Below are 12,951 nucleotides of genomic sequence, written 5' to 3'. Positions count from 1 at the left end.
CATGCCAGACACGATAAGCGTTATTGAAAATATTGTTAAAATGTAGATTACTCAAAATATCACTCAAACGAAGGTAGCCCTAACTATGCCAAAACGTACCGACATAAAAAGCATTCTTATCATTGGCGCAGGCCCTATCGTCATCGGCCAAGCATGTGAGTTTGACTACTCAGGCGCGCAGGCGTGTAAAGCGCTAAAAGAAGAAGGCTACCGCGTCATCTTGGTCAATTCAAACCCTGCGACCATCATGACTGACCCAACCATGGCGGATGCGACCTATATCGAGCCGATTACGTGGCAGACGGTTGAGCAAATCATCGCTAAAGAGCGTCCTGACGCTATCTTGCCAACGATGGGTGGGCAGACCGCTCTAAACTGTGCCTTAGAATTAGACAAGCACGGCGTACTAACCAAATATAACTGCGAATTGATTGGGGCAACCAAAGATTCAATCGAGATGGCGGAAGACCGCAACTTATTTGATAAAGCCATGAAGCGCATCGGCCTTGAGTGTCCACGCGCTGAAACCGCTGAAACCATGGAAGAAGCATTTGCGACCCAAGAGAAAATGGGCTATCCGTGCATCATTCGTCCTTCATTTACGATGGGCGGTTCAGGTGGCGGTATCGCTTATAACCGCGATGAATTCATCGAGATTTGCGAGCGCGGCTTTGACTTATCACCAAACCATCAGTTGCTTATCGATGAGTCACTCATCGGTTGGAAAGAGTACGAGATGGAAGTGGTCCGTGACAAAAACGACAACTGCATCATCATCTGTGCGATTGAAAACTTTGATCCAATGGGTGTACATACAGGCGACTCAATCACGGTTGCGCCAGCACAAACCTTGACCGATAAAGAATATCAAATCATGCGTAATGCTTCATTAGCAGTACTGCGTGAGATTGGTGTGGAAACAGGCGGCTCAAACGTGCAATTCGGTATCAACCCTGAAACGGGTCGTATGGTCGTCATCGAGATGAACCCACGCGTATCACGTTCATCAGCATTGGCATCAAAAGCGACTGGCTTTCCGATTGCTAAAATCGCAGCAAAATTAGCAATTGGCTATACCCTAGATGAATTGCAAAATGACATCACGGGCGGCAAAACCCCAGCCAGCTTTGAGCCTGCGCTTGATTATGTCGTCACTAAGATTCCTCGTTTTAACTTTGAAAAGTTCCCACAAGCCGATAATGTTCTATCAACGCAAATGAAGTCAGTTGGTGAAGTCATGGCGATTGGTCGTAACTTCCAAGAGTCGATGCAAAAAGCATTACGCGGCATGGAAACTGGCAATGATGGTTTTGATGATCAAATTGACTTATCAAAAGTAAGTATTGAAAAAGCGCGTAGCGAAATTACCAACCGCTTAACCATTCCAACGCCTGAGCGCATTTATTATATTGCGGATGCTTTCCGTATTGGCATGAGCGTCGATGACGTTTTCAAACTAACCAAAATCGACCCATGGTTCTTGGTACAAATCGAGGATATCGTAAAAACCGAAGCACAAGTTAAAGCGTTAGGTTTTGGCGGCTTAACTGAGCATAATTTACGCAGCTTTAAGCGTAAAGGCTTATCAGATTTGCGTCTTGCTAAATTGCTTGGCGTCTCACAAAAGCAGCTACGTACCAAGCGTTGGGACTTAAATGTCTATCCAGTTTATAAGCGTGTCGATACTTGTGCAGCAGAGTTTGCTACCAGCACCGCTTATATGTACTCAACATACGATAGCGAATGTGAAGCCAACCCTACCGATAATAAGAAAATCATGGTTATCGGCGGTGGTCCTAACCGTATCGGTCAAGGTATCGAGTTTGACTATTGCTGTGTGCACGCAGCCCTTGCCATGCGCGAAGACGGCTACGAAACCATCATGGTCAACTGTAACCCTGAAACGGTTTCAACCGATTATGACACCTCTGACCGTCTCTACTTTGAGCCAATCACGCTTGAAGACGTGCTAGAAATCGTCCGTATCGAAAACCCTGATGGGGTTATCGTACAGTTTGGTGGTCAAACACCATTGAAGCTCGCCCGCGCACTTGAAGCCGCTGGCGTCAAAATTATTGGTACGAGCCCTGATGCCATTGACCGCGCTGAAGATCGCGAACGCTTCCAGCATATGATTCAGCAGTTGAATCTTGTGCAACCAACCAATGCCTTAGCGACGAGCTTAGAAGATGGTTTGGTCAAGGCAAAAGACGTTGGCTATCCATTGGTAGTACGCCCATCGTATGTACTTGGTGGTCGCGCGATGGAAATCGTTTATAACGAAGATGAATTAAGACATTACTTGCGCACTGCGGTACAAGCATCAAATGAAGCGCCGGTTCTATTAGATCGTTTCTTAGACGATGCGATCGAAGTCGATGTTGACTGTGTTAGCGACGGTACAGATGTGGTGATTGGCGGTATCATGCAGCATATCGAACAAGCGGGTGTTCACTCTGGTGACTCAGCCTGTTCATTGCCGCCTTACTCGTTGTCTGATGATCTGTGCGATGTGATGCGCGCGCAAACTGTCGCCATGGCAAAAGAGCTTGGTGTTGTCGGCTTAATGAACGTCCAGTTTGCGGTAAAAGGTGAAACGGTTTACATCTTAGAAGTCAATCCACGTGCCGCGCGCACCGTACCGTTTGTCTCTAAGTGTATCGGCACTTCTTTAGCACAAATAGCAGCACGCTGTATGGCTGGCACGTCGCTCAAAGACCAAGGCTTTACGAAAGAAATCGTTCCTGCATTCTATGCGGTAAAAGAAGCGGTCTTCCCATTCGCTAAATTCCCTGGTGTTGACCCAATCTTGAGCCCTGAGATGAAATCAACCGGTGAAGTGATGGGCGTGGGTAAAACCTTTGGCGAAGCATTCTACAAAGCGGTTATCGGTAGTAATGAGCGTTTGCCCGGTTTGCCAACTGAAGGTGAAACCAAAACGGTCTTTATTTCAGTACGTGATAGCGATAAAGAGCAAATTTCCCCTATCGCTCGTCAGCTGATTGACTTTGGCTTTAACATTGTAGCGACTACTGGTACGCAAAAAGTACTAAGTGACAATGGTATTGAATGCAAGCAAATTAACAAAGTCACCGAAGGTCGCCCACATATCGTTGATGCCTTAAAAAACGGCAAAATCGATATTATTATTAACACGACTGAAGGTAAGCAGGCACAAGAGGATTCATTCTCTATCCGTCGTAGCGCGCTACAAGGTAAAGTGTTCTACGTCACGACTTTGGGCGCAGCAGATGCCGTTTGTAAATCTTATGCGATTGACCTACCTTTTGAGGTGTATAAATTACAAGATTTACATGAGCAAGCAAAGTCTATTGTATAGCTCTATTGACTTGGCTGAATAATTTCAGTAGATTAAGCATAACCGTTAGGCTTGCCTAGGAGCTTATTTGAGCATAGTGTAGCGTTTAATAATGTAGACCATGCTTGAAATAAAATTTAAATGATAGACCTAAAAAGCATAGTGGCTAAACTGCGACTATGCTTTTTATTACGTAAGCTTAAACACCCAGATTATTGAATTGATATCAATGAATGATAGCGACCTGACTGGTTACGCTGTCTGCATCATTATTCTTTTTTTATTTTATACCCATTGCAACAACTCTGACACCATCTCACTATTCACTAAGAGTAGGAGATGGTGCCCGTGTTATTGGTTTAAGGAAAAAAACATGCAACGTTATCCCATGACTCCGCAAGGACATGCGGCTTTAGAAGCCGAATTAAAACAGTTAAAAAGTATTGACCGTCCTCGCATCACCGCCTCTATTGCTGAAGCACGCGAACATGGTGATTTGAAAGAAAATGCTGAATATCATGCAGCGCGTGAACAGCAGGGATTTTGTGAAGCTCGTATCCGTGATATCGAAGCCAAACTTGGCGGTGCGCAAGTGATTGATCCTACGACGTTACCAAAAGATGGCCGTGTGATATTCGGCGTCAGCGTCGTTATCGAAAACATGGACACTGAAGAAGAAAAGCAGTACAAAATCGTTGGTGACGACGAAGCGGATTTCAAAGCCGGTAAAATCTCTGTTAACTCACCGATTGCGCGTGGTTTGATTGGTAAATCTGAGGGCGATGAAGCACGTATTGAAACCCCAAAAGGTGTGGTTGAATACGAAATTATGAAAGTCATTTACGATTAATATAGTCGTCTTTTGTAGTGAATCAAATAGTAACTTTCTTAAGAAATTAGATAAAGTAAACCACACAAAAAGTCATCGTTTATAGGATAGCAGTTACACAACGCTGCTTTTCTACCTAACTCGTTTTAGCGCATAATTGTTGAGTTGAGATTGCTAAGTGTATGCTTAGCAACTAATTAAAATAATCACGGATAAATCAATAGTTTGATAGGACGGTTTGACAGATAGCTTTTATCGTCTGGCTATTTACTACTATTATCAGTAATGCTGCCCCCGTTATTTGACCTCCCCTGCAGCGTCAATTAACGGGGGTTTTCTTATCTGGGCTTTCTTATTTAAGTGTTCTCTATTTTTGTGTTACTTATTATCATTTTAAAGGACTTTATTATGACCACCAGTATTAATCGCTCATTCGTTGTGATGCAAAAAACAGCTACATTCACGGCAGTATCCGCACTGTTGGCAGGCACTGTTATGGCTATGTCTGCTGCCAATGCCGCCACTGAAGTGACCGTTCTACCTTCTACGGGCGGTAGTACCACCGTGGTCGAGCAGTATTCTGATGGTAAAACAGCTGTCATTACTGCTACGCCTAATAGCATTGGTATGCAAGATGGCATGCCGTTTGCTGTGACGCAGGTTACCAATGTACCGCGCTACGTGGTTCGCCAAGTAGCCAGTAATGGTGTTAGTAATACTGTCGTCACTCAAGGTAGTGCGACTGTCACTAGCGTACCGGTGACCAACCAAATAACCAATCAAAGCAGTCGTGTTGATGTCATCGCAGTGCCAACCAGTACTGTCACTCAAGTATTACCGACGACTCAAATACTGCCTGTAACCACAGCAACTCAGCTGCCAGTCATAAATACGTCAGTAATCAATGCACCGGTGATCACTACCCCTGTGACAACAATTACTTCTATAGAAGCCTTGCAGCTCAAACCAACTTTTAGTACGCCTGATGTGGTCAATGCGCAAACTAAGGTCATGAAAATCCTGAAAAATAGCGATGGACGTGAAGTTGCAGTACCTGCCAACCATATCGCGCCTGGTGATGTGATTGAGTATCATACCGTTTATACCAATACCACAGCGCAACCAGTGACTGATATCAATGCCATGGTTTCTTTGCCAAATGGCGTCAGAATGGTGTCATTGAACAGTCCACTACCAACGCTTGCGACCACTGGTGGCGATAGCTATCAAACTATCCAACAAGTTGGCAATACAGTAGTGGTAAAAGAAAATTACTCAGGTCTTAAATGGAACTTAGTAAATCTTAGTCCTAAAGCTGCACAGACTGTCGTGATACGCGCTAAAGTTCAATAAATACGGCAGTGAAGTTATAGTATTGAAACTTAAGAAATACTAAAACTAATAAAAGGTCTTGTTTGCTAAGTCTCTAGCCGGCAAGGCCTTTTTTGTGGCTATTCATAAACCATAGTCAAAACACCTTAAAAACGTTACGGTACTGCTAGTATAATTTTTTTGCAGCCTCTGTCTACCTAGGCACAGCAAGCAAGCAAGCAAGCAAGCAAGCAAGCAAGCAAAATTAATACTAGCAGTACTCAATGTATCGATATTACTTTTCATTGACTATATTGCTTCAAGTTTAAGCGCTTTTATAATCGTATAGTGCAGCTCAGAATAGACGACAACAGTTGTCGTCTATGATTTCTATTTTACTCATAAATACAATGACTTAACGCTAATTTTGCTAAAATAGTCTTTCATTACTGACATGGTAAATACCGCTTATGGCAACCATCAATTATGAACGACTACAAGGTAAGCTCAATATTTTAGCGGACGCTGCTAAATATGATGTCTCTTGCTCATCCTCCGCTGGTACGCGGAAAAACCAAGGCGGTGGCCTTGGCGATGCCTCAGCAACCGGTATTTGTCACAGCTATACCGAAGATGGTCGCTGCGTCAGCCTGCTGAAAATCCTGCTGACCAATCATTGTATATACGATTGCGCTTATTGCACCTCGCGCAAAAGCAATGACACCCCGCGTGCCGCTTTTAGTGTCGAAGAAGTGGTGGATTTGACCATGCAGTTTTATCGCCGTAATTATATCGAAGGCCTGTTTCTTAGCTCAGGTATTTTTAAAAGTGGCGACTATACGATGGAGCGACTGGTTGAGGTCGCTAAGATATTACGTACCCGTGAGCGTTTTAATGGTTATATTCATCTAAAGACCATTCCCGGAGCCTCAAAAGAATTATTATTAGAAGCTGGATTATATGCTGACCGTTTAAGCGTCAATATTGAGATTCCGACTAAATCAGGATTGGCGTTACTGGCACCAGAAAAATCTCACGAACAATTAAAAGCACCGATGGAGACGGTCAAAGAAGAAATCATCACCATTCGTGAGAGCCGTAAAACGCATAAAAAAGCGCCGAAATTTGTGCCTGCAGGTCAGACTAGCCAGATGATTGTTGGCGCAAGTAACGAGACCGACTTGCAAGTGATTCAGCTATCGAGTCATTTTTATAAACACTATGATTTAAAACGAGTTTACTATTCTGGCTATGTGCCAATGTTATCTGACAGTCGCCTGCCAGCTATCGGTACGCCTGTGCCAATGATACGCGAAAATCGTCTCTATCAAGCGGATTGGCTGATGCGTTTTTATGGTTTTGGTGCGCACGAAATCGTTGAACCGGACTCGCCATTTTTAGATTTGGACTGCGACCCAAAGTTAGCATGGGCAATCCGCCACCGTGAGCATTTTCCGGTCAATATCCAAACAGCAAGTTATGAGATGATTGTACGTATTCCCGGTATCGGTACAAAAACGGCTAAAAAAATAGTCAAAGCCCGCAAGTTTAATCAGCTGACACTTTATCACTTGAAGAAAATGGGCGCGGCGGTCAATCGTGCCAAATACTTCATTGCGACTACTGGTAAAAACGAGCATCTCGCACACTTAACCCGTGATAACTTTCGTCAATATGTGCTGGCGCAAACGCAGACGAAATTTAAAGATCAACGCAGTGGGCAATTGGCTTTGTTTTAAATATTAAAATTATTGATAATTTAGCTACTATCATGAAGTTATTTTAGGACAAATAATGTCGCAATCACTGTCAGAACTTGCCAAAAATCAAAACTACCAGCTGGGTCAATTGACGCCCAGTATTGTACTTTATGAGCCAAGTTTTGAGGGGTGGCTCAGTGCAGTATTTTACGTCTATTCCAATCACTTACAGGACGATACATCGCTACAGCTTATTGCGCAGGACTATTATGTGCCGTCATTACTCGCTCACGCCATTAGTGTAGAGACCAATGCCAACCATGCCGAACGAGTACTTACGAAGTTGAATCAACTCCTAGGTCGCTCGGGTATGCGAAATTTACTTTGGGGTTTTTTGTCAGAAAAAGACAATATTGGTAGCACATTGTTTCAAGTGGTCAAATACGCTATTAACTACCCAAGTCGCCATATCATGGATGATTTGGGTAATCTCAATGTTTTAGAGCTCGTGCAAACGGTCAAGTCTGTCGGTCGTGAAAAACACCGCATGGAAGCCTTTGTACGCTTTGAGCATACAGTTGAAGACATTTACTTTGCCCGTGTTGAGCCGGATTTTAATGTTTTGCCTTTGATTGGGGAGCATTTTCGTCAGCGTTATCAAGATCAGCATTGGGCAATTTATGATTTGGCGCGTGGCTATGGTATTTATTATGACAAAAGCCGAAGCACGCCCAAGCGCCCCGCAGCCCTGCAAACCATTACTGAGCTTGATGAGGCAGTACTGCGCAATCCTGCCAGCATTCATAGCGAAGATGAGCAACGTTATCAGCGTTTTTGGCAAGGTTATTTTACCAACGTTAATATCAAAGAGCGTAAAAATCCACGTTTGCACAAGCAATACTTACCGCAGCGCTATTGGAAATACTTGAGTGAAAAACAAGTCCTGCCAAATGCGCAGCACCTCAAAAAACAGCGCTAAATATTTGATTACTGTCATTTATATTACCTGTATTTATTGACGACAAATAATAGTCATCGTCCCATGCTATCTTTTTATCTTGGTGGTTGAGTTTTCAGCACTTTTCACTGACAATAGCAGCTTGATCTCCTCTAATAGTGACCCACGCCATTATGAAAGTTATGCGTTTACTGTCGTCTTTGAAGCATGATGAATCCGAGCGCGGTATTTTTCATCTTGGGCGTGCTTTGGTCAAAAACGAGCATACCTCAATTATTATCTCTAGTGCCAGTGAAGACAATGACTTGGTCAGACGCCTAAAGCGTGATGGCAACCATTATCACCAGTTATATATGAACAAAAAATCTTGGCTGTCTTTATTACAGGTCGCGCCACTGCGCCGTCTGATTGAAAAATATGACCCTGATATCATCCATGTGCATTCGCGGACACCGGCATGGGTACTGCATTTAGCGCTGCGCCGTGCACGGGTAAAACGTCGACCAAAACTGGTATCAACCATGTATGGCTTCTATCCTATCAATAAATACTCACAAGCCTTACTTGATGTTCACACCATTATTACTGTGTCTGATAGTGTGACTGATTACTTAAAAAAAGGGCTGCGCCGTGAGGAGCTGGACCCCAGAGTCATTAAACGTATCTACCGCGGTGTTGATACGCGTCGCTATCCTTATCGTCATAATCCATCAGTATATTGGCTACGTCATACTTTTGCTGAATACCCTGAGCTTGAGAATAAAAAATGGCTGGTATTTCCAACCATCATCGGTAAGGAATATGGTCAAGAATGGCTGATTGATATCTTGGGCAATCTTCAAGAGCAATTCCCTAATATCCATGCCATTATTATGGATGATGATTATCGCGCGGGCGATGTCGCCCATGAAGATTTTCGTCAACGCAGCAATACTTTGGGATTAGCCGATCGTATCACTTATGTCGGCAGCAAACGTAATGATATGCGTGAGTGGTTGTCAGCGGCCAATGTCGTCATGGCACTTGCCAATCAGCCTGAATCTATCGGTATCAATGCCTTACAAGCCATTCATTTGGGTACGCCTGTCATTGGCTGGGATCAAGCGGCATTTAGTGAAATTCTGCGCCCACTCTATCCGCAAGGTTTGGTCAGAAAATACAATGCCAACGCACTGTGCAAAGCGGTGCGCAATCAGTTAGAAAGTGTGACTCGCCCTGAGATGACCAACAAATTTACCATGCGTGAGATGATTGATGAGACAATAGGCGTCTATAAAAATCTGCATGAGCAGGCATTAGCAGAAGAAAAAGCGGCAGCGGATGCTTTAGCCGTAAGAAGACACAAAAAAGTCTTTGGCGTAACTTCTAAGCCCATCGTTAATAAAAAAACAGCCAATAAAGTCAGGTTGGTCAAAGACAAACCCAACACATCTTATAGTACTAAAGTAACAGAAGAGCCAAACGATGCTTAATTGGCGTCAATTCTAATTTGACTGCTTGCCTATCTATTATTAACTTTCCTCTTATCAGCTCGCTTCAAAGACACATACAAAAAACGCTACTTTCTAGTAGAAAATAGCGTGAGTAAAAGGCAATCCTGTATGTTCAATAATCATACGCTTTTGAAAATACATTAATATATGGACCTATCACTGTATAAAAGCTTATGCTGATTTTTGTTCAGTAAGTCGTTGGCGTATGCGCACTAACGATACGAGTCACGCCGTCAGTAGGATTGATAAAAGTATGCGGTTTAATCGTATCGATCACATAACTGTCACCTTCATTTAATAAGTAGGTTGTCTCTTCAATACGAATCAACACTTTACCTTCGATGACGGTACCGATTTCTTCACCTTCATGAGCAATTTTTTCTTCCGTTGAGCTGTTTGGCTGATAAGTTTCGATCAAAAAACCCAGGTTCTTGGTGGTGCTACAGTTATATACCTGCTTTAGAGACACTCTACTGCTCGGCTCGCTCAGCTCTATCAAATCTTTTGGCGTAACCACCACTCGAGCTTTAGGCTCTTTCCACTCATCGCTAAAAAAAGTCGTCAAATAAGGTGCTCTATATGTCATTATTACCGAACCGATTAATCACTGGCTCAACACCACAACAAGACGGCTTTTACATGCCAGCAGAATTTGAGCCGATACAAAAAATATGGATGGTATGGCCTTACCGTGCTGATAACTGGCGACAGCAAGCCATTCCTGCTCAGAAAGCTTATGCTGATGTTGCATCGGCAATCAACAGATTTTGTGAAGTTGGTGTACTGGTCAATCCTGATGATTATCAATCATGCCGTGACAGTCTACCTGCTGATATCGACCTCATATCGATGCCCAGCAACGATGCTTGGGCGCGTGATACTGTCCCGACATTTTTAATCAATGATAAAGGTGGGCTACGCGCTTGTGATTGGACATTCAACGCATGGGGCGGCGACTATGATGGACTATACTCGCCGTGGGATGACGATGATAAGTTGGCTGAACGCTTATGTGACCATCTAGATATCAAACGCTATCGAACGGATGACTTTGTCATGGAAGGCGGCGCATTTCACGTCGATGGTGAAGGCACTGTTCTGACTACACGCATGTGTTTGCTAAGCCCAGGGCGTAATCCGCACCTAACCGAAGATCAAATTGAAGACAAGCTAAAAGCCTATCTTAATGTGCAAAAAGTGCTGTGGATTGATGACGGTATTGATCCTGATGAGACTACAGGTCACATTGATGATATCGCCTGCTTTGCGCGCCCTGGTGAAGTGGTTTGCTTGTTTACTGACGACCCTAAGCATCCGTTTTATGAGGCAACGCAAAAGGCCTATGAGCAGCTCTCAAAGATGACTGATGCAAAAGGCAGACGTTTAAAAGTCCATAAGCTATGCTGTACCAAGAACTCTGTCACCTTGCCTGAACATTATGATACTGAACAATCTGATGATGCCAAGGCGCGCTTAACGGGTGACGTCTGTATTGCCTCATATGCCAATTTTTTGATTTGTAATGACGCTATCATCGTACCGCAATATGATGATATAAATGATGCACTCGCTATCGAGCAGCTTGAAAAAGTCTTTCCTCAACATCAGGTAGTGGGAGTACGAACGAAAGAGATTGTGTTTGGTGGCGGCAATATTCATTGCATTACGCAGCAGCAACCAAAATCATCAATTAAAAGCAGCAACTAAAAGTATTAACTAAAAGCAGCCGCATAAAAATATAGACCCAAATGGATTTTGAACCCAATAATATTTTAAAAAAGGACATAACTATGAGCGATTATCAAGTTAATAACCCAGCCACTGGTGAAGTAGAAGCCACTTACCCTACAGCAACTGAGCAAGATATCCAAAGAGTGATTGAGCAAGCTGACACAGCCTATCAAGACTGGCGTACAGTATCGCTAAGTGAGCGTAGTAAGCTACTGCATAAAATTGCTGATCTCTATCTTGAGCGTAAAGAAGAGCTTGCACGTATCGTAGCAACAGAGATGGGTAAGCCTGTCGCGCAAGCAAAAGGCGAGATTGGATTGGTTGCTGATATCTTTCGTTACTATGCCGATAATGCAGAGCAGCTATTAGCGCCCAATAAAATTGATGTCGATACAGGGTCTGCCTCTGTAGAGAAGCTACCTGTTGGTGTCCTGTTGGGTATCATGCCATGGAACTACCCGCATTATCAGGTTGCACGTTTTGCCGCACCAAACTTTATGGCAGGCAATACCCTTATCTTAAAACACGCGCCGCAATGCCCTAAGACAGCAGAAGTTATCGTCGATATCTTCAAAGACGCAGGCTTACCAGAGGGTGTCTATAACAATGTGTTTGCAACCAATGAACAAGCAGCGACCATTATTGAAGACAGCAGGGTACAAGGTATCTCCTTAACTGGCTCTGAACGAGCTGGGCAAGCAGTTGCTAAAGTAGCAGGCGGCGCCCTCAAAAAAGTCGTGCTAGAGCTTGGCGGTTCAGATGCGTTCATCGTTGCAGCTGACGCTGATATCGGAAAAGCGGTACAAGGCGCTATCTCTGGTCGTTTTGGTAATACTGGCCAAGCCTGTAATGCCGCCAAACGCCTAATCGTCATTGAGTCAGTTTATGATGATTTCGTCAAAGGCTTTACCGATGTCGTACGTGATATGAGCTTGGCTGATCCACTTGACGATGGCACCTTTATCGGACCGATGTCCTCTAAAGCAGCAGCAATAAACTTACAAGAGCAGCTCGACAGCGCCATTCAAGCAGGGGCAACCGTATTGGTAGAAGGCGGTATGGTGAAAGACAAGCCGGGCGCTTGGTTTAAGCCTGCGGTACTGACAGACGTTGATGAATCCATGGACGTCTATCGTCAAGAGCTTTTTGGTCCAGTTGCTGTCATTTATAAAGCGCGTGATGTCGATCATGCGATTCAAATTGCCAATGATGTACCATTTGGTCTAGGTGCTTCCATTCAAACTCAAGACGCAGCATTGGCAGCAGAGATTGCTCAGCAATTAGATGTCGGTATGGTGACTATCAACGCCCCGTCTGGTAGTGAAGCCAATACCCCATTTGGCGGTGTGAAGCGCTCAGGTTTTGGTAGAGAGCTTGGTAACCTTGGCATTACTGAATTTTTAAACTATAAGTTGATTCGCGATAAGTCGTAATCGACAGAGCGATTTTTAGAATAATAAAAAGCCTAACAGTCAATGTTAGGCTTTTTTAATACTTATGTCCCGTCCTAAAATAAGTTTACGAAAAAGGAGCTTATTCATGGACAAGTTAGACACTGTAAAGGTTAAGCGCACTCAAAAAGATTATACTTTAGGCTTTAAATTAGCCGT

The 12,951-nt window shown here is 43.7% G+C and carries 9 protein-coding genes; 8 read left to right on the top strand and 1 reads right to left on the bottom strand.

Annotated elements, in window-relative coordinates; translation table 11 throughout:
• The first annotated feature begins 85 nt into the window (after positions 1-85).
• From carB to JMX75_RS05900, 6 genes are all read left to right on the top strand, one after another.
• The gene (carB, locus tag JMX75_RS05925; RefSeq protein ID WP_201531468.1) at positions 86-3,340 is read left to right on the top strand and encodes a carbamoyl-phosphate synthase large subunit; all 3,255 of its coding nucleotides are present in this window, start codon (positions 86-88) and stop codon (positions 3,338-3,340) included.
• 352 nt (positions 3,341-3,692) lie between these two features.
• Positions 3,693-4,169, top strand: a complete 477-nt coding sequence (gene greA / locus JMX75_RS05920; protein WP_011513174.1) for a transcription elongation factor GreA — start codon at positions 3,693-3,695, stop codon at positions 4,167-4,169.
• 387 nt (positions 4,170-4,556) lie between these two features.
• Positions 4,557-5,501, top strand: a complete 945-nt coding sequence (locus JMX75_RS05915; RefSeq protein WP_133105336.1) for a hypothetical protein — start codon at positions 4,557-4,559, stop codon at positions 5,499-5,501.
• 428 nt (positions 5,502-5,929) lie between these two features.
• Positions 5,930-7,198, top strand: coding sequence for a putative DNA modification/repair radical SAM protein (locus JMX75_RS05910; RefSeq protein ID WP_133105335.1), 1,269 nt, complete (start codon positions 5,930-5,932; stop codon positions 7,196-7,198).
• Positions 7,199-7,253: 55 nt separating this feature from the next.
• Positions 7,254-8,138 (top strand): TIGR03915 family putative DNA repair protein, encoded by an 885-nt coding sequence (locus JMX75_RS05905; RefSeq protein WP_133105334.1) that lies wholly within the window; start codon positions 7,254-7,256, stop codon positions 8,136-8,138.
• Between the two features lie 152 nt (positions 8,139-8,290).
• Positions 8,291-9,589 carry a glycosyltransferase gene (locus JMX75_RS05900; protein WP_133105333.1) on the top strand — a complete coding sequence of 433 codons (1,299 nt, stop codon included), beginning with the start codon at positions 8,291-8,293 and terminating at the stop codon, positions 9,587-9,589.
• Positions 9,590-9,797: 208 nt separating this feature from the next.
• Here JMX75_RS05900 and JMX75_RS05895 read toward each other — a convergent pair whose 3' ends face one another.
• Positions 9,798-10,175: a cupin domain-containing protein gene (locus JMX75_RS05895; protein ID WP_227673000.1), complete on the bottom strand. Its 378-nt coding sequence runs from the start codon at positions 10,173-10,175 to the stop codon at positions 9,798-9,800.
• 14 nt (positions 10,176-10,189) lie between these two features.
• On the opposite strand from JMX75_RS05895, the gene aguA reads away from it, so the two are divergent.
• Both aguA and JMX75_RS05885 read left to right on the top strand, forming a co-directional pair.
• Complete coding sequence (gene aguA / locus JMX75_RS05890; RefSeq protein WP_201531466.1) at positions 10,190-11,317, top strand: agmatine deiminase; 1,128 nt, start codon at positions 10,190-10,192, stop codon at positions 11,315-11,317.
• Between the two features lie 83 nt (positions 11,318-11,400).
• Entirely contained in the window at positions 11,401-12,774 is a 1,374-nt protein-coding gene (locus tag JMX75_RS05885) for an NAD-dependent succinate-semialdehyde dehydrogenase (protein WP_201531464.1), read from the top strand.
• Positions 12,775-12,951 lie beyond the last annotated feature (177 nt).

Origin of the sequence: Psychrobacter sp. LFX-11D, from assembly GCF_904846475.1 — a bacterium.
GTDB classification, from domain to species: Bacteria; Pseudomonadota; Gammaproteobacteria; order Pseudomonadales; family Moraxellaceae; genus Psychrobacter; species Psychrobacter cryohalolentis.
Note: the sequence above shows the minus strand (reverse complement) of the source record. Positions and strands in the feature narration are given on the sequence as shown.